General features: G+C 55.2%; 15 protein-coding genes. 6 read left to right on the top strand and 9 right to left on the bottom strand.

Going from position 1 to position 18,205, the window contains the following annotated elements; all coding sequences use genetic code 11:
* Nucleotides 1–7: 7 nt before the first annotated feature.
* Both zapD and coaE read right to left on the bottom strand, forming a co-directional pair.
* A complete protein-coding gene (gene zapD, locus ACWKXX_RS15020) occupies nt 8–751 on the bottom strand; it encodes a cell division protein ZapD (protein ID WP_015572676.1) in 744 nt (247 codons plus the stop codon).
* Nucleotides 751–1,371, bottom strand: a complete 621-nt coding sequence (gene coaE / locus ACWKXX_RS15015) for a dephospho-CoA kinase (protein WP_049134037.1) — start codon at nt 1,369–1,371, stop codon at nt 751–753. Before coaE ends, zapD begins: the two co-directional genes overlap by 1 nt.
* 228 nt (nt 1,372–1,599) lie before the next feature.
* On the opposite strand from coaE, the gene ACWKXX_RS15010 reads away from it, so the two are divergent.
* Nucleotides 1,600–2,643: a GMP reductase gene (locus ACWKXX_RS15010; protein WP_017383777.1), complete on the top strand. Its 1,044-nt coding sequence runs from the start codon at nt 1,600–1,602 to the stop codon at nt 2,641–2,643.
* Nucleotides 2,644–2,676: 33 nt separating this feature from the next.
* On the opposite strand, the gene hofC is transcribed toward ACWKXX_RS15010, so the two are convergent.
* From hofC to nadC, 4 genes are all read right to left on the bottom strand, one after another.
* Nucleotides 2,677–3,861 (bottom strand): protein transport protein HofC, encoded by a 1,185-nt coding sequence (gene hofC / locus ACWKXX_RS15005; RefSeq protein ID WP_214600952.1) that lies wholly within the window; start codon nt 3,859–3,861, stop codon nt 2,677–2,679.
* On the bottom strand, nt 3,851–5,230 hold the full coding sequence (gene gspE / locus ACWKXX_RS15000; RefSeq protein ID WP_261666438.1) for a type II secretion system protein GspE: 1,380 nt from the start codon (nt 5,228–5,230) through the stop codon (nt 3,851–3,853). Before gspE ends, hofC begins: the two co-directional genes overlap by 11 nt.
* 12 nt (nt 5,231–5,242) lie before the next feature.
* The gene (gene ppdD / locus ACWKXX_RS14995; RefSeq protein ID WP_015572680.1) at nt 5,243–5,680 is read right to left on the bottom strand and encodes a prepilin peptidase-dependent pilin; all 438 of its coding nucleotides are present in this window, start codon (nt 5,678–5,680) and stop codon (nt 5,243–5,245) included.
* A 174-nt stretch (nt 5,681–5,854) separates the two neighbouring features.
* Entirely contained in the window at nt 5,855–6,748 is an 894-nt protein-coding gene (gene nadC, locus ACWKXX_RS14990; RefSeq protein ID WP_015572681.1) for a carboxylating nicotinate-nucleotide diphosphorylase, read from the bottom strand.
* A gap of 87 nt (nt 6,749–6,835) precedes the next feature.
* On the opposite strand from nadC, the gene ampD reads away from it, so the two are divergent.
* Nucleotides 6,836–7,399: a 1,6-anhydro-N-acetylmuramyl-L-alanine amidase AmpD gene (gene ampD / locus ACWKXX_RS14985; protein ID WP_454540830.1), complete on the top strand. Its 564-nt coding sequence runs from the start codon at nt 6,836–6,838 to the stop codon at nt 7,397–7,399.
* Nucleotides 7,396–8,250 (top strand): beta-lactamase regulator AmpE, encoded by an 855-nt coding sequence (ampE, locus tag ACWKXX_RS14980; protein WP_003856320.1) that lies wholly within the window; start codon nt 7,396–7,398, stop codon nt 8,248–8,250. The genes ampD and ampE overlap by 4 nt, the downstream gene beginning before the upstream one ends.
* Nucleotides 8,251–8,268: 18 nt before the next feature.
* Here the strand turns inward: ampE and ACWKXX_RS14975 are convergent, their stop codons facing one another.
* The 3 genes from ACWKXX_RS14975 to aroP all read right to left on the bottom strand — a co-directional run bounded on the left by ACWKXX_RS14975 (nt 8,269) and on the right by aroP (nt 12,162).
* Entirely contained in the window at nt 8,269–9,219 is a 951-nt protein-coding gene (locus ACWKXX_RS14975; protein WP_261666437.1) for a glycoside hydrolase family 43 protein, read from the bottom strand.
* 10 nt (nt 9,220–9,229) lie between these two features.
* The gene (locus ACWKXX_RS14970; RefSeq protein WP_261666436.1) at nt 9,230–10,627 is read right to left on the bottom strand and encodes a glycoside-pentoside-hexuronide (GPH):cation symporter; all 1,398 of its coding nucleotides are present in this window, start codon (nt 10,625–10,627) and stop codon (nt 9,230–9,232) included.
* A gap of 164 nt (nt 10,628–10,791) precedes the next feature.
* Nucleotides 10,792–12,162, bottom strand: a complete 1,371-nt coding sequence (aroP, locus tag ACWKXX_RS14965; RefSeq protein WP_015572685.1) for an aromatic amino acid transporter AroP — start codon at nt 12,160–12,162, stop codon at nt 10,792–10,794.
* Between the two features lie 537 nt (nt 12,163–12,699).
* On the opposite strand from aroP, the gene pdhR reads away from it, so the two are divergent.
* The 3 genes from pdhR (at nt 12,700) to aceF (ending at nt 18,161) form a co-directional block, all read left to right on the top strand.
* Nucleotides 12,700–13,464, top strand: a complete 765-nt coding sequence (gene pdhR, locus ACWKXX_RS14960) for a pyruvate dehydrogenase complex transcriptional repressor PdhR (protein WP_015572686.1) — start codon at nt 12,700–12,702, stop codon at nt 13,462–13,464.
* Between the two features lie 123 nt (nt 13,465–13,587).
* Nucleotides 13,588–16,251: a pyruvate dehydrogenase (acetyl-transferring), homodimeric type gene (aceE, locus tag ACWKXX_RS14955; protein WP_003856315.1), complete on the top strand. Its 2,664-nt coding sequence runs from the start codon at nt 13,588–13,590 to the stop codon at nt 16,249–16,251.
* Nucleotides 16,252–16,265: 14 nt separating this feature from the next.
* Nucleotides 16,266–18,161: a pyruvate dehydrogenase complex dihydrolipoyllysine-residue acetyltransferase gene (gene aceF, locus ACWKXX_RS14950; protein ID WP_017694504.1), complete on the top strand. Its 1,896-nt coding sequence runs from the start codon at nt 16,266–16,268 to the stop codon at nt 18,159–18,161.
* Nucleotides 18,162–18,205: the final 44 nt, after the last annotated feature.

Here is an 18,205-nt window from a genome sequence, read left to right as displayed (position 1 = left end):
GCACTCCTTAACAACAGGCCAGTTCAAAATCGAGGCGTTCCGGCACGGTGCCATGTTCACTGTCCAGCGGCATAAAGCGGATCGCGAAACGGCTTTTATGCCCGGAAATTTGCGGGTAAAGCTGCTCGCCAAGAGACAGGTTCAGGCGCAGAAGATCGGCGTCGTCGCCGTTATCCTGATAGAAACCGTTGAGACTGGTTTGTTTGCGGAACGGGGCAGAGTTACGCACAAGATCGAGGATCAGGGATAACGTCTGATTCATCGGCTCCAGGCTGCCCAGCCAGCTGTTCACCTGGCGATCGCGCTGTTCCTGCGGCATGTGCAGCCACATATGCAGCGTTGGCAGGTCAAAGCTACAGCATCCGCCCGGTATGCTCAGGCGCTGGCGCACCAGCGCAATCAGACGATCTTCTCGTAAAAACTGGCCAACGCGCGGCGCGGCCATCAGGGTCGTGCTGCTGTTTTTCAGCTGCTGGCGTAAAGCGTCAATTCGACTTTGATCCACGCCCGGTACTTCGGCCCAGGCCTGTAATTTACGCTGCTGGCGCTCCAGCTCTTTCAACAGCTCAGTGCGGACGTCGCCGCGTTCAATCACATCCAGCAGATCGCCCACGTTGCGGAAAAAATGCAGCGCGGTGGCGTGATCGTTGACAGGCAGATGTTGTGAAAGCTGTTGAATAAGAAATTCTATGCGTAGCCAGGTACGCATTTTTTCGTTAAGCGGGTGCTCAAAAAGGATATGAGTCGACATTATGGTTTTTCCTGTGCAACGGCCTGCGCGGCGAAGGTCAGATACTGCGCGTGCAGACGAGCAACATCCGATGCAATGGCATCTGGTGCGCCGTTATTATCAATAACATCATCCGCAATGGCGAGGCGCGCTTCGCGCGTGGCCTGTGCGGCAAGAATTTGTTCAGCATGCTCGCGAGAAACATGGTCACGCGCCATGGTTCTCTGGATTTGCGTTTCGCGGGAAACGTCAATCACCAGCGTTCTGTCTGCTTTATTTTGAAGCTGATTTTCCACCAGTAACGGGACCACCCACAACACATAGGGCGAACTGGCTGCGGCAATCTGACGCTGAGTTTCCTGGTGGATAATGGGGTGGAGCAGGGCATTAAGCCAGGCTTTTTCCGCTGGATCGGAAAATATGCACTCACGCAGCTGCCGACGATTCAGGGTGCCGTCAGCCTGTATCACACGGCGACCAAAATGCGCTTCGATGGCGTTTAAGGCGGGTGTATTGGGTTCTACCACCTGACGGGCAATGATATCGGCGTCGATAATCGTGATGCCGAGACGAGCAAACGCGTGCGCAACGGTGCTTTTACCACTACCGATGCCGCCGGTTAATGCGACGATATACCCCATTAAATCAGATCCTGGGAATTATTCAGTTTTAAAATCAGTTGCTTAAAATTCAAACTTACAACAGCCAATGTTTAGCTCTCTTTACCCGCTTTTTACCAGGTAAATTTATAGGATTGTAGCGTAAAAAAAGAGAATTTCGCAGTCTTGCGGAGCAGGTATTAGTGCGTATGATAGCGTCACTGGAGTTGTGCTTTTAATATATTTGCCTCTAACCCCAGGAATCCGCACATGCGTATCGAAGAAGATCTGAAGTTAGGTTTCAAAGACGTTCTTATCCGCCCTAAACGCTCTACACTGAAAAGTCGCTCAGACGTTGAACTCGAACGTCAATTCACCTTTAAGCATTCCGGTCAGACGTGGTCTGGCGTGCCGATTATCGCGGCCAACATGGACACCGTCGGAACCTTCGAGATGGCTACCGCACTGGCGCAATTCGACATCCTTACTGCGGTACACAAACACTACAGCGCTGAAGAGTGGGATGCGTTTGTCGCCTCCGCCTCGGCTGACGTGGTGAAGCATGTGATGGTCTCGACCGGTACCTCTGATGCAGATTTCGAGAAAACCAAACAGATCCTGAACGCCAATCCAGCGCTGAATTTTGTCTGCATTGACGTGGCAAATGGTTATTCCGAGCATTTCGTTCAGTTCGTCAGCAAGGCACGTGAGGCCTGGCCAACCAAAACCATCATCGCGGGCAACGTGGTGACCGGTGAAATGTGTGAAGAGCTGATACTCTCCGGGGCCGACATTGTGAAAGTTGGCATTGGCCCGGGGTCCGTTTGCACCACGCGCGTGAAAACCGGTGTGGGTTATCCGCAGCTGTCTGCGGTAATTGAATGCGCTGACGCTGCGCACGGTCTGGGCGGCCAGATCATCAGCGACGGTGGCTGCACCATGCCAGGCGATGTCGCGAAAGCCTTCGGCGGCGGCGCGGATTTCGTGATGCTCGGCGGCATGCTGGCAGGCCACGAAGAGAGCGGCGGTACCGTGGTGGAAGAAAACGGTGAGAAGTTCATGCTGTTCTACGGAATGAGCTCTGAATCCGCGATGACCCGTCACGTGGGCGGTGTCGCGAAATACCGTGCGGCGGAAGGCAAAACCGTTAAGCTGCCACTGCGTGGTCCGGTCGAAAACACGGCGCGCGATATCCTCGGCGGTCTGCGTTCTGCCTGCACCTACGTTGGTGCTTCCCGCCTGAAAGAGCTGACGAAACGCACGACGTTTATCCGCGTTCAGGAGCAGGAAAACCGCGTATTCAATAGCCTCTGACGGCTAGGGCTGGCGCGCGCCCGTGCGCCAGCATTACCCCACGCTCATTGCATCCCCCAGATGGAAAATCGGCAGATACATTGCCACTACCAACGTGCCGATAATCAGTCCCGTCACGACCAGTAGCAAAGGCTCAAGAAGCGCCGCCAGATTGTCTGCCTGCTGAAATGTCTGTTCCGTATGGTGGCGGGCCAGATTCATCAGCATGACATCCAGTGAACCCGACACTTCTCCGGTGCGAATGAGCTGAATACACAGTGGCGTAAAAACAGAGGTCTTCTGGAAGGAGGACCACACGGGCATTCCCTGTTCGATATCGCTGCGTATCTCACGGATTTTCTCCTGCCAGTAGCCCCTCTCAACGGTCTCCTCCACACTCTCCAGTCCTTGTAAAAAGGCAATTCCGGCCTGCTGGGTTAATGACAGCACGGTAAAAATCTGCCCCAGTTTTTGCCCGCGCGTCAGCGTGCCCATCACCGGTACGTGTAACAAGACATACTGCCAGCGTGGATGCCGCCGCAGCTTACAGGCGATGACAACCATTGCCACGAGCAGGGCCAAAAGGGTGAGGATATGCGCCTGAACCAAGGCCGCCAGCCCCATGACTGCCTGCGTGAGCAAAGGGAGCGGGGTGTTGAACGTTTTGTAGATTGCAGCAAACTCAGGCAAAACCAGCGTGACCATCGCCAGCACCACGAAAACGGCCAGCGTCAGGATGATCAGCGGATAGCGCAGCGCTTTCTTCACCTTCGCACTGAGCTGCTGCTGGGATTTTTGTTGCTGCGCAAGCTGACGGCAGCAGGCTTCGAGCTTACCCGTCAGCTCACCCGTCTTCACCATTGAGACATAAAGAGGGCTAAACACCTCTGGCCATTTCTTCATGGCCTCTGACAGGGCGCAACCTTCGCTCAGGTCATCAGCAAGACTGTGCAGCAGCGCCTGCCAGTGCTGCAAAGGATGCTGTTCCGCCAGCATGTGCAGGCTTTGGGATAGCGTGAGTCCAGCCTGTAGCAGCGTGGCGAGCTGGCGAAAAATATCGTAGCAGTGCTGCACCTGCCATCGTTGGCGCTGCTGACAGCGTTTTAGCGCCAGCGGGTGCAGTTGTTTAAGCACCAGAGCCGTGTAAGCTGCGTCACGGTCGATGGCCCAGAGGGTGCCGGTTTGCACCTCCCCCTCGGTGTTCAGGGCACGCCAGCGCCAGAGCGAATTAGCAGCCATCGGGCATTCCCAGGACGCGCAACAGCTCTTCGAGCGTGGTCAGCCCTTGTTCTACGGCCATGCAGCCATGCTCAAACAAAGAGGTCATTCCCGCCTGACGAGCGCTGGACCCAATCACCTCCGTGCTTGCTCCGCTGGCGATGGCCTGCCGCAGCGTGTCGTCGATGGCGAGCACTTCAAAAATGGCTACGCGACCATAAAAACCGTGGTAGCAGCGATCGCAGCCGGTGGGTTGCCAGCGAGGAAGCGGCCGGGGCCACAGCGTGCGGGGTAATTCGGTGTGGCGGCTGGCTTCCTGTCGGCAGTACGGACATAAACGGCGCACCAGTCGCTGGGCAATCACCATCGAGAGCGCCGAAGAGATCATCCAGCGCGCGACGCCCATCTGTTGCAGTCGTACCAGCGTTTCAGTCGTCGAATTAGTATGGAGGGTGGACAGCACCAGATGTCCGGTTTGCGCCGCCTGAATGGCAATTTCTGCCGTTTCGCCGTCACGAATTTCACCCACCATAATGATGTCAGGATCCTGCCTGAGCAGGGCGCGCAGCACGCTCTGGAAGGTCAGCCCCGCGCGCGGATTAATCTGCGTCTGGTTTAAGCCTGCAAGCGGGATTTCAACGGGATCTTCCACGCTGCAAATATTGACGTCAGGGGTATTTCGCGCCTGTAACGCGCTGTACAGCGTCACCGTTTTCCCGCTACCGGTCGGGCCGGTGACCAGAATCAACCCCTGAGGGCTGTTAAGCGCCCCGGCAAAACGGGCCTGCTGGTCTGCGCTCATCCCCAGCTGTTCAAGCTCCAGTGCCTGCTGTACCTGGTGAAGCAGACGAAGCACGATTTTTTCTCCACCGCTACAGGGAAGGGTTGCGATACGAAAAGAGACGGGGACGCTTGCCAGCTCCACCGTAAACTGGCCGTCCTGCGGCAGGCGACGCTCCGCAATATCCAGTTGACCCAGCACCTTCAGGCGTGCGGCAAGCGTCGTTCCGAGGGCGGTGGAAATCGGCAGTTGCGGGTAGAGAACACCGTCGATTCGCAAACGGATCTGGTAGCCGTGCTCCGTCGGTTCAATATGGATGTCAGAAGCCCGCTGGTTTACTGCCTGCTGCAAGGTTGTACTGAGCACGTCAGCGGCTGAGTTTGGCGCTATGCCCGGCAGGTGTGATGATGAGACGGACTGAAGCCGTTTTTCCATCCGTTCTGCCGTCCAGCACTCAATATCAATACGCTTCTGCGTGGCGAAGCGTAACGCTTCCATCAGCTCAGAGGCAGGATTACCCACCACCGCAATGCTGATCATATCGGTGTCGCTTGCGAGTAGCAGTGCGTGATGGCGCTGACAGAGCGTCATTAGCTGTTCGGTATTCATTGTCCACTCCTGTCAGTTGTTGTCGAAGCGGAAAACATCTTCACAAGCTTGTCTGAGCGCCGTGTCGGACGCAATTTTGCAGTCACGCGTCCAGCCCGTCATACCGTTACCGTCGCTCCAGATCGGTGTCATGAGCACTTCAAGTCCGTTAAGGCTTTCCTGCCCTGTTAACGATACGGCCCCCTTTGCCACGCTCATCGCTGAAACGTAACGTGTGGTTGTCGGGGAGGGGATGCCATTGGTGCCTGCGTCGCAGCTATCCACACCACCACGATCCAGGGCGCAAAGCTCAATGGCGGTGCGGTAGGGGATGAACGTTTGCAGCATATCGGTGAGCGCGGCTTTTCGCAGGTAGTTCTGATAAGCCGGAACGCCAATCGCGCTCAGGATGGCAATAATGCCAATGACCACCATTAGCTCAATCAGGGTAAATCCTTGTTGTCTGTTCATGTCTGCTCCTTACGTTAAGTGGCGCTACTGTGGCAGTGCCAGCATGCAGAAACGAGGGACAAAAGCGTGAACGTGAAGGGGCTTTCAGGGAAATGATTCAGTGTTGCAGAGAAGGACAGCGTAATTGCGAGCGGTTTCGTATTTCCCCTCTCCGGGCGGAGAGGGGAGGCTAATTTATTTGAAGCGCATCGAGAGGTCGAGGGCACGGACGTGCTTGGTCAGGGCGCCAACGGAGATGTAATCGACGCCGGTTTCAGCAAATTCGCGGATGGTGTCGAACGTCACGTTGCCGGACACCTCAAGCTGCGCCTGGCCGTTTGTGCGTTTGACCGCTTCACGCATCTGCTCCGTGTCGAAGTTATCGAGCATGATGATGTCAGCCCCCGCTTTAATGGCCTCGTCCAGCTCCTCCAGCGTTTCCACTTCCACTTCGACCGGCACATCCGGATGCAGCCAGAAGGCTTTTTCCACGGCCTGACGCACCGAGCCAGAGGCAATAATGTGGTTCTCTTTGATCAGGAAGGCATCGGATAGCCCCAGACGATGGTTGGCGCCGCCACCGCAGAGTACCGCGTATTTCAGCGCGGTCCGCAGGCCCGGCAGGGTTTTACGGGTATCCAGCAGCTGCGTGCGGGTGCCTGCCAGCAGGTCAACGTAGCGGCGTACTTCACTGGCAACGCCAGAGAGCGTTTGCACAAAATTGAGCGCGGTGCGTTCACCGGTCAGCAAGACGCGGGACGGGCCGTCCAGCTCGAACAGTGGCTGATTCGCCGTGACCGCATCACCGTCTTCAACGTGCCATGTTACCTGCACCTCGTCGCCTGCCAGCTGGGTAAAGACCTCCTCAACCCAGCGTTTGCCGCAGAAAACCCCCGCTTCGCGGGTGATGATCACCGCATGCGAGCGTGTCTCTTTTGGCAACAATTGGGCGGTAATATCGTTATCGGCGCTGACGTCGCCGCCGAGATCTTCTTTCAGGGCATGGGCAACGCTTGCCGGGATATCACTATTAATACGTTCCAGAAGCGCGTCACGTCGGTGGTCGGGGTTATAGCGGCGAGGCGGCATGATAAAACTCCAAATTGGTAACGAATCATAATATTGAAACATGCTACTCTGAACCGAGTAACAGCACCATAGATAAGGAGTTCCAGCATGTTGTTAGAAAACGGATGGCTGGTGGACGCGCGGCATGTACCGTCGCCGCACCACGACTGCCGCCCGGAGGATGAAAAGCCCACACAGCTGGTGGTTCACAATATTAGTCTCCCGCCGGGTGAGTTTGGCGGTCCGTGGATCGATGCGTTATTCACTGGAACGATAGATCCCGATGCCCACCCCTTCTTTGCTGAGATTGCGCATCTGCGCGTATCGGCGCACTGTCTGATCCGTCGTGATGGCGAAGTGGTTCAGTATGTTCCTTTTGATAAGCGAGCCTGGCATGCTGGCGTGTCGATGTATCAGGGGCGCGAGCGGTGCAATGATTTCTCTATTGGAATTGAACTGGAAGGAACGGACACCACGCCTTACACCGATGCGCAATATGAGAAACTGGTTGCTGTAACGCAAACGTTAATCGGGCGCTATCCCGCCATTGCAGACAATATTACAGGGCACAGCGACATCGCCCCGGAAAGAAAAACCGACCCCGGCCCGGCGTTTGACTGGTCCCGGTTTCACGCCATGCTTACCACGTCGTCAGATAAGGAGATAACATGACGTTGTTTACCATGCTGCTGGTTATGATCGCTGAACGCCTGTTTAAGCTCGGCGAGCACTGGCATCTGGATCACCGGCTGGAGGTGTTATTCCGCCGCATCAGGCATTTTTCCATGCTGCGCACGCTGCTGATGGCGGCAGGCGTGATGGCGATTACGTTCCTGTTGCTGCGCTCGCTTTACGGCCTCTTTTTCAACGTGCCGCTGCTGGTGGTGTGGATCCTGCTCGGCGTGCTGTGTATTGGCGCGGGCAAGGTGCGTTTGCACTATCACGCGTATCTGAAAGCCGCTTCCCGGGACGATGCCCACGCGCGCGGCGCGATGGCGAGCGAGTTGACGATGATCCACGGCGTACCGCCGGATTGCGATGAACGCGAGTTTCTGCGGGAGCTGCAAAACGCGCTGCTGTGGATTAACTTCCGTTACTACCTGGCTCCGCTGTTCTGGTTCGTGGTGGGCGGACCCTGGGGGCCGGTACTGCTGATGGGTTATGCGTTCCTGCGCGCCTGGCAGACCTGGCTTGCCCGCTATCTTACGCCGCATGAACGTCTACAGTCCGGCATTGATGCCATCCTGCACGTGCTCGACTGGCTTCCGGTGCGTCTGGTAGGCGTGGTCTATGCCCTCATCGGTCACGGTGAAAAGGCGCTGCCCGCGTGGTTTGTCTCCCTTGCAGACCGCCATACCTCGCAGTATCAGGTTTTAACCCGACTGGCACAGTTCTCGCTGGCGCGTGAGCCGCACACGGACAAAGTCGCAACGCCAAAAGCTGCCGTCTCGATGGCGAAGAAAACATCCTTTGTGGTGGTGGTGATTGTGGCGCTGCTGACGATTTACGGCACGCTGGTCTAAGCCAGCGCGCCGAAGCTGTTACGGCGTGTCCACGGGCGGGATGCCGAAATCAGGCATCCCGTTTTCGTTCCAGCGGACGAGTTTCAGGCGAGTATGGCGATTGGGATCGTAAAGCGGATCGCCTTCAATTTCAGTGTAGTTTCGCGCGTGGTAGACCAGCACATCTTCGCCTTCCGGCGTCTGCGTAAAGCTGTTATGGCCTGGCCCATACTGACGGTTTTCGTAGCTGGTGACGAACACCGGGCGCGGGGATTTATGCCAGTTAGCCGGGTTTTGCGGATCGGCATTCAGGTCTGCCCACAGTAATCCCATGCAGTAGTTCTCGTCGGTGGCGCTGGCGGAATAGCTGATAAACAGCTTATCGCCATGGAACAGCACCGCCGGGCCTTCGTTGACCCAGAACCCACGGCACTCCCAGTCATATTCCGGTTTACTGAGCATCACCGGCTCGCCTTTCAGCGTCCACGGATTTTCCATTTCACACAGGTAAAGATTGGAGTTACCGGAAATGTCCGGGGCTTTTTGCGCCCACAGATACCAGCGTTTACCCTGATGAATAAAGGTGGTGGCATCCAGCGCGAAGGTGTCAAACGGGGTTTTGATTTGTCCTTTTTCCACCCACGTACCGGTGAGCGGATCGCCGTCTGCGCATACAATGGCAAACATGCGATGCTGGAACATCCCGAGCTGATCGAGCGCCTGGGTATGCGTGGCGGCAAAATAGATGTACCACCTGCCGTCGATATGATGCAGTTCCGGTGCCCAGATCAGCTGGCTCATCGGGCCGGTGTCGGGCTTGCGCCAGACAACCACCTCTTCGGCATCGCGTAAACCTTCCAGCGAGTGCGCGCGGCGGATCGCCAGCCGATCGTATTCCGGCACGGAGGCGATAAAGTAATATTGCCCATCGTGACGCAGGATATACGGGTCGGCGCGTTGTTCAATAAACGGGTTTGGCCAGGTTTGCATTCGGCTTTCCTTATTTAGTCTCAGCGGCTTTGAGTTCCTGATAATCGTTCAGCTCGCGATAGTTGGTGCGACGCTTTTCCAGATCGGACTGGATCTGCTTCATGGTCTCACGGTCCACTTTCAGCAGACGTACTACGCCCGCGGTAATTAAGTATCCAATGCCGGGAATGATGGTAAACAGCAGCACGATCCCGTTGATGGCATCCGCGCTCTGCGCTTTTGCGCCCGCGTCGTAGCCGTACCAGGAGAGCAGGAAGCCGACCATTGCCCCGGCAATCGCCAGACCCAGCTTCAGGAAGAAGATGTTGCCGGAGAAGCTGATCCCGGTGATGCGTTTCCCGGTTTTCCATTCACCGTAGTCGTCCACGTCGGCCATCAGCGACCAGTGCAGCGGTGACGGGATCTGGTGCAGAATGTTCAGCAGGAAGTAGAGCACGACAATGGTTGTCGTCGCTTTCGGATCGAAGAAGTAGAAGGCGCAGGAGAAAATCGCCAGCACGATGTTGGTCCAGAAGAAGACCTTCAGCTTACACCAGCGGTCGGTCAGCACTTTCGCCAGCATACTGCCGAACATCATGCCGACCACGCCCAGGCTGATAAACAGCGTGGCGAAATGGGTGCTTTGCCCCATGACCCAGGTGACGTAATACATGGTAGCCGCCATGCGGATAAAGCCAGGGCAGACGTTGCACAGGGTTAACAGCAGGATCCGCACCCACTGGTCATTCTTCCACACGTCTTTCAGGTCGTTTTTCAGTTCGTCATGGGTTTGCACCGCCGGACGCACGCGCTCGCGCACCGTGGCGAAGCAGAACAGGAACATGCAGGTACCAATCAGCGCCAGCACGGTCATCGCCATCTGGTAGCCTTTGGCTTTGTTATCTCCCCCGAACCAGTCGGCCATCGGCAGCAGCGTCAGCGACAGCAGCAGCGTGGCGATGCCGACAAGCACGAAGCGATATGACTGGCAGGCGACGCGCTCTTTGGGATCGTTGGTAATCACTCCGCCCAGCGAGCAGTAGGGAATGTTGATAGCCGTATAGGTCAGCGACAGCAGGAAGTAGGTGACAAAGGCATAGATAACTTTGCTGTTATAGCTCCAGTCAGGCGTGGTAAACATCAGGATGCTGAACAGCGCGTAGGGGAAGGCAATCCACAGCAGCCATGGACGAAACCGGCCATATTTGCTGCGGGTACGGTCGGCAATCGCGCCCATAATTGGGTCCGTGACGGCATCAATGACGCGTACGGACAGGAGTAAAACGCCAACCAGTGCAGGAGCCAGACCAAAAATATCCGTATAAAAGTAGTTAACAAATAACATGATGGCGCCAAAGATAATGTTGCATCCGGCGTCACCCATGCCATAGCCGATCTTTTCTTTCACTGACAGTTTGTTGTTATTCATCGACAGCTCTCCGGGTTTCGGTATGGAGAGAATTATTCGCTGGCAAACGAATATATGCGTTGCAATATAAAGGCGGTGATATGGAGGATTTTGCTGTAGGCGCGAATTTGTGAGGAAGGTAACAAGACGCTGTACCCGCAACCGCGAGTACAGCGAGAAAACACTTAGTGCGCTTTCACCGTTTTGGCATTTTTCTGTTTCACCATATAACCCACGCCGAGGATCGCAATCCAGACCGGGATCAGGTAGACGGAAATCGCCATGCCTGGGGTGATGAGCATGATGACCAGCACAGCTGCCATGAACAGCAGGCAAACCCAGTTCCCCAGCGGATAGAGCAGGGCAGGGAAGCGCGTGGTTACGCCCTGCTGGTGCTTGGCGCGGCGGAACTTGATGTGCGCGAGGCTAATCATCGCCCAGTTAATCACCAGCGCGGAAACCACCAGCGCCATCAGCAGACCGAAAGCAGATTCCGGTGCCAGGTAGTTAATCAGAACGCACAGCGCCGTCACGACCGCCGACACGATGATGGTATTAACCGGTACGCCACGCTTATCAACGGTAAGCAGCGCTTTCGGTGCGTTGCCCTGTTGCGCCAGGCCGAACAGCATACGGCTGTTGCAGTAAACGCAGCTGTTATAAACGGAGAGCGCGGCGGTCAGCACCACGACGTTGAGCGCGTTCGCCACGAAGGTGTCGCCCAGCTCGTGGAAGATGAGCACAAACGGGCTGGTATCCGCCGTCACGCGCGTCCATGGCAGCAGGGAGAGCAGGACCGCCAGGGAGCCCACATAGAAGATCAGAATACGGTAGATAACCTGGTTAGTGGCTTTCGGGATGCTCTGCTCCGGGTTGTCGGCTTCCGCGGCGGTGATGCCCACCAGCTCCAGACCGCCGAAGGAGAACATGATAATTGCCATCATCATCACCAGACCGGTCATGCCGTGCGGCAGGAACCCGCCTTGCTCCCAAAGGTTGCGCACGGTGGCCTGTGGACCGCCGTTGCCGCTGAACAGCAGCCAGCCGCCGAAGATGATCATCGCTACAACGGCAATCACTTTGATGATGGCAAACCAGAACTCCATCTCACCAAACACTTTTACGTTGGTCAGGTTAATGGCATTGATAATGACGAAGAAGGCCGCCGCAGACGCCCAGGTGGGGATCTCCGGGTACCAGAACTGAATGTATTTCCCAACGGCGGTCAGCTCGGCCATGGCAACCAGAACGTACAGAACCCAGTAGTTCCACCCCGAGGCGAAACCTGCGAAGCTGCCCCAGTATTTATAGGCGAAGTGGCTGAATGAGCCTGCGACCGGCTCCTCAACAACCATTTCACCTAACTGGCGCATAATCAGAAATGCAATAAAACCCGCAATCGCGTACCCCAGAATAATGCCCGGACCGGCCGACTGGATAACCGATGCACTGCCCAGAAACAGGCCAGTACCAATAGCACCGCCCAGGGCGATGAGCTGAATATGGCGGTTTTTAAGGCCGCGCTTTAGCTGATCGCCATGCTGTTGAGCTTCCATTTGAAACCTCGTGTGTGGTTGTTATGTTCACGCTGTGCGTGTGTAATTATGAAAGTCCATATTCTGTATTTATTTCTTTACGGTTAACGATACCGAAAAAAGCGGAGATGGCTTCCGTTAGCGCAAGAATAGTGGTAAGTGCCAGCGAATGCACCTGCTTTATGAAGGGATGAAGACGACTTGAATAAAAAGAAACCAATTGTAAATCGGTACGTTAACCCCTCATACCCCAACCTATAGAATAGAAATGCGTCAGAAGAGGGCGAATTTTCATTTTTTGCCTTGTTGAATCGCTTCAGATTGCAAAAACCCTCGTTTCATTATGGTTAAAACTGCCTCTTTGGTAGTAACCATTTCATTTGTGCAAAGTTACATTCCTGAAACGTTAGTTCTGTAAGGTTGTTAAAATGTGCCGGGTTTACTGATTTCAATCAAAACCAATATGGACAGAAGGTGAATACTTTGTTACTTTAGCGATACGAACATGAAATTGGTAAGACCAATTGACTCCGGGCAAAAAGGCGTAAGACAGGGAATATGGCCTACAGCAAAATTCGCCAACCAAAACTTTCCGATGTGATTGAGCAGCAGCTGGAGTTTTTAATTCTCGAAGGGACACTGCGCCCGGGCGAGAAGCTCCCGCCAGAACGCGAGCTGGCAAAACAGTTCGACGTTTCACGCCCCTCTCTGCGTGAGGCGATTCAACGTCTCGAAGCAAAGGGCCTGTTGCTCCGTCGCCAGGGTGGCGGAACCTTTGTGCAAAACAGCCTGTGGCAGAGCTTCAGCGACCCGCTGGTAGAACTTCTCTCTGACCACCCAGAATCCCAGTTTGATCTGCTTGAGACCCGTCACGCGCTGGAAGGTATCGCGGCTTATTACGCCGCCCTTCGCAGCACTGATGAAGACCGCGTACGTATTCGCGAGCTGCATCAGGCCATTGAACGGGCACAGCAGTCCGGCGATTTAGACGCCGAGTCCAATGCCGTCGTCCAGTATCAAATTGCCGTCACCGAAGCGGCGCACAACGTGGTGCTCCTCCATCTGCTACGCTGCATGGAGCCGATGCTGGCCCAGAACGTTCGTCAGAATTTTGAATTGTTGTATGCCCGTCGGGAGATGCTCCCGCTGGTAAGCAACCATCGCACCCGAGTATTCGAGGCGATAATGGCCGGGGAACCGGAGCAGGCGCGCGAAGCGTCGCACCGCCATCTGGCTTTCATTGAGGAAATCTTGCTGGACCGCAGCCGTGAACAATCGCGTCGCGAACGTTCATTACGCCGCATACAGCAACGAAAGGATTAAGCGCCAGGTACTTTTAGAGCGCGGCAACTAAACGCAGAACCTGTCTTATTGTGTTTTCTGGCGAAAATACAATGGGACAGGTTCCAGACAAATCAACGTATTAGATAGATAAGGAATACCCCCATGTCAGAACGTCTCCAAAATGACGTGGATCCGATCGAAACTCGCGACTGGCTACAGGCGATCGAATCGGTCATCCGTGAAGAAGGTGTTGAGCGCGCTCAGTATCTGATTGATCAGCTGCTTTCAGAAGCACGCAAAGGCGGCGTGAAAGTGGCTTCAGGTGCAGGGGCTAGCAACTACGTAAACACGATTGCCGTCGAAGACGAACCGGAATACCCGGGCAATCTGGATCTGGAACGCCGTATCCGTTCTGCTATCCGCTGGAACGCCATCATGACCGTTCTGCGCGCATCCAAGAAGGACCTGGAACTGGGTGGCCACATGGCGTCCTTCCAGTCTTCTGCGACCATTTACGAAGTGTGCTTCAACCACTTCTTCCGTGCAGCTAACGAGAAAGATGGCGGCGATCTGGTGTACTTCCAGGGCCACATCTCTCCGGGCATCTATGCACGTGCCTTCCTGGAAGGTCGTCTGACTGAAGAGCAGATGAACAACTTCCGTCAGGAAGTTCACGGTAAGGGTCTGTCTTCTTACCCGCACCCTAAACTGATGCCTGAGTTCTGGCAGTTCCCGACCGTATCTATGGGTCTGGGTCCAATCGGTGCGATCTATCAGGCTAAATTCCTGAAGTACCTGGAACACCGTGGTCTGAAAGACACCTCTGAGCAGACCGTTTACGCCTTCCTGGGCGACGGTGAAATGGATGAGCCAGAATCTAAAGGCGCGATCACCATCGCGACCCGTGAGAAGCTGGACAACCTGTGCTTCATCATCAACTGTAACCTGCAACGTCTGGATGGTCCGGTAACCGGTAACGGCAAGATCATCAACGAACTGGAAGGCATCTTCGCAGGTGCTGGCTGGAACGTGATCAAAGTGATGTGGGGCGGTCGTTGGGATGAGCTGCTGCGTAAAGACACCAGCGGTAAACTGATCCAGCTGATGAACGAAACCGTTGACGGCGACTACCAGACCTTCAAATCCAAAGACGGTGCCTACGTTCGTGAGCACTTCTTCGGCAAATATCCTGAAACCGCAGCCCTGGTTGCAGACTGGACTGACGAGCAGATCTGGGCGCTGAACCGCGGTGGTCACGATCCGAAGAAAGTTTACGCTGCACTGAAAAAAGCGCGTGAAACCAAAGGTAAAGCGACTGTGATCCTGGCCCACACCATTAAAGGTTACGGCATGGGTGATACCGCAGAAGGTAAAAACATCGCTCACCAGGTTAAGAAAATGAACATGGACGGCGTGCGTTATATCCGCGACCGTTTCAACGTTCCAGTGACCGATGAGCAGGTAGAAAAACTGTCTTACATCACCTTCCCGGAAGGTTCTGAAGAGCACAAGTACCTGCACGAACGTCGTCAGGCGCTGAAAGGCTACCTGCCTGCTCGTCAGCCTAACTTCACCGAGAAGCTGGAACTGCCAGCGCTGGAAGATTTCTCTCAGCTGCTGGAAGAGCAGAACAAAGAGATCTCTACCACTATCGCTTTCGTTCGTGCCCTGAACGTGATGCTGAAGAACAAGTCGATCAAAGATCGTCTGGTTCCAATCATCGCCGACGAAGCGCGTACTTTCGGTATGGAAGGTCTGTTCCGTCAGATCGGTATCTACAGCCCGAACGGTCAGCAGTACACCCCGCAGGACCGTGAGCAGGTTGCATACTACAAAGAAGACGAGAAAGGTCAGATCCTTCAGGAAGGTATCAACGAACTGGGTGCAGGCGCATCCTGGCTGGCTGCTGCGACTTCTTACAGCACCAACAACCTGCCGATGATCCCGTTCTACATCTACTACTCCATGTTCGGGTTCCAGCGTATCGGTGACCTGTGCTGGCAGGCAGGCGACCAGCAGGCTCGCGGCTTCCTGATCGGGGGTACTTCTGGTCGTACGACCCTGAACGGTGAAGGTCTACAGCACGAAGATGGTCACAGCCACATTCAGTCTCTGACTATCCCTAACTGTATCTCTTACGACCCGTCTTACGCGTACGAAGTGGCAGTCATCATGCATGACGGCTTGCAGCGCATGTACGGTGAAGCGCAAGAGAATATTTACTACTACATCACCACCCTGAACGAAAACTACCACATGCCGGCAATGCCAGCAGGTGCCGAGGAAGGTATCCGTAAAGGTATCTACAAACTCGAAACCATCGAAGGTAGCAAAGGTAAAGTTCAGCTGCTGGGCTCCGGTTCTATCCTGCGTCACGTTCGTGAAGCAGCGCAGATCCTGGCGAAAGACTACGGTGTGGGTTCCGATGTGTACTCTGTTACCTCCTTCACTGAACTGGCGCGTGATGGCCAGGATTGTGAGCGCTGGAACATGCTGCACCCAATGGAAACCCCACGCGTTCCGTACATCGCTCAGGTGATGAACGACGCGCCAGCGGTGGCGTCTACTGACTATATGAAACTGTTCGCTGAGCAGGTTCGTACTTACGTTCCAGCTGATGATTATCGCGTACTGGGTACTGACGGCTTCGGTCGTTCTGACAGCCGCGAAAACCTGCGTCACCACTTCGAAGTTGATGCTTCCTACGTGGTAGTAGCAGCACTGGGCGAACTGGCTAAACGTGGCGAAATCGATAAGAAAGTGGTTGCAGACGCAATCACCAAATTCAACATCGATGCAGATAAAGTTAACCCGCGTCTGGCGTAAGAGGTAAAAGAATAATGGCTATCGAAATCAATGTACCGGACATCGGGGCTGATGAAGTTGAAATCACCGAGATCCTGGTCAAAGTGGGCGACAAAGTTGAAGCTGAACAGTCGCTGATCACCGTAGAAGGCGACAAAGCTTCTATGGAAGTCCCGTCTCCTCAGGCTGGCATCGTTAAAGAGATCAAAGTCTCTGTTGGCGATAAAACCGAGACCGGTAAACTGATCATGATTTTCGATTCCGCCGACGGTGCAGCAGCTGCTGCACCTGCGCAGGAAGAGAAGAAAGAAGCCGCTCCTGCTGCTGCTCCAGCAGCGGCCGCGGCAGCGAAAGAAGTGAACGTGCCTGACATCGGCGGTGACGAAGTTGAAGTCACTGAAATCCTGGTGAAAGTGGGCGATACCGTTGCGGCCGAGCAGTCACTGATCACCGTAGAAGGCGACAAAGCCTCTATGGAAGTGCCGGCACCGTTCGCGGGTACCGTTAAAGAGATCAAGATCAACACCGGCGACAAAGTGTCTACGGGTTCCCTGATCATGATTTTCGAAGTGGCGGGCGCTGAAGGCGCTGCGGCTCCAGCGAAAGCGGAAGCTGCTCCGGCTCCGGCTGCTGCACCAGCGGCTGCTGGCGGCGTGAAAGACGTTAACGTACCGGACATCGGCGGTGACGAAGTTGAAGTGACCGAAGTGATGGTAAAAGTGGGCGACAAAGTTGCCGCTGAACAGTCACTGATCACCGTTGAAGGCGACAAAGCTTCTATGGAAGTGCCTGCGCCGTTCGCCGGTACCGTTAAAGAGATCAAAATCAACACCGGCGACAAAGTATCTACCGGCTCTCTGATCATGGTCTTCGAAGTGGAAGGCGCAGCACCTGCCGCCGCTCCAGCTGCCGCGGCTGCTCCGGCACCGGCTGCTGCACCGGCTCAGGCTGCTAAACCGGCTGCTGCCCCTGCTGCTAAAGCAGAAAAATCTGAGTTCGCTGAAAACGACGCTTACGTCCACGCGACTCCGCTGATTCGTCGCCTGGCGCGCGAATTCGGTGTGAACCTGGCGAAAGTGAAGGGCACTGGTCGTAAAGGCCGTATCCTGCGCGAAGACGTTCAGGCTTACGTGAAAGATGCGGTGAAACGCGCCGAAGCTGCACCTGCTGCTGCCGGTGGCGGTATCCCGGGCATGCTGCCATGGCCGAAAGTGGACTTCAGCAAGTTCGGTGAAATCGAAGAAGTGGAACTGGGCCGTATCCAGAAAATCTCGGGTGCTAACCTGAGCCGTAACTGGGTAATGATCCCGCACGTTACCCACTTCGATAAGACCGATATCACCGATCTGGAAGCGTTCCGTAAACAGCAGAACGCCGAAGCTGAGAAGCGTAAGCTGGACGTGAAGTTCACTCCAGTGGTCTTCATCATGAAAGCGGTTGCCGCTGCCCTTGAGCAGATGCCTCGCTTCAACAGCTCCCTGTCCGAAGACGGCCAGAAGCTGACGCTGAAGAAGTACATCAACATCGGTGTTGCGGTTGATACGCCAAATGGTCTGGTTGTTCCGGTCTTCAAAGACGTGAACAAGAAGAGCGTCACTGAGCTGTCCCGTGAACTGACCACCATCTCCAAAAAAGCGCGTGATGGTAAGCTGACTGCCGGCGAAATGCAGGGCGGCTGCTTCACTATCTCCAGCATCGGCGGCCTGGGTACCACCCACTTCGCGCCGATTGTGAACGCGCCGGAAGTGGCTATCCTCGGTGTGTCCAAGTCCGCGATGGAGCCGGTATGGAATGGCAAAGAGTTCGTGCCGCGTCTGATGATGCCAATCTCTCTGTCCTTCGACCACCGCGTGATCGACGGGGCTGATGGTGCGCGTTTCATCACCATCATCAACAACATGCTGAGCGACATTCGCCGCCTGGTGATGTAATCGAAAAGCCGGCCAGTCGGCCGGCTTTTTTCTGATAATCTCAT

It is taken from the genome of Enterobacter sp. UPMP2061, assembly GCF_053709615.1.
The sequence above is the reverse complement of the archived record's forward strand: the minus strand, read 5'-3'. Positions and strand labels throughout refer to the sequence as shown.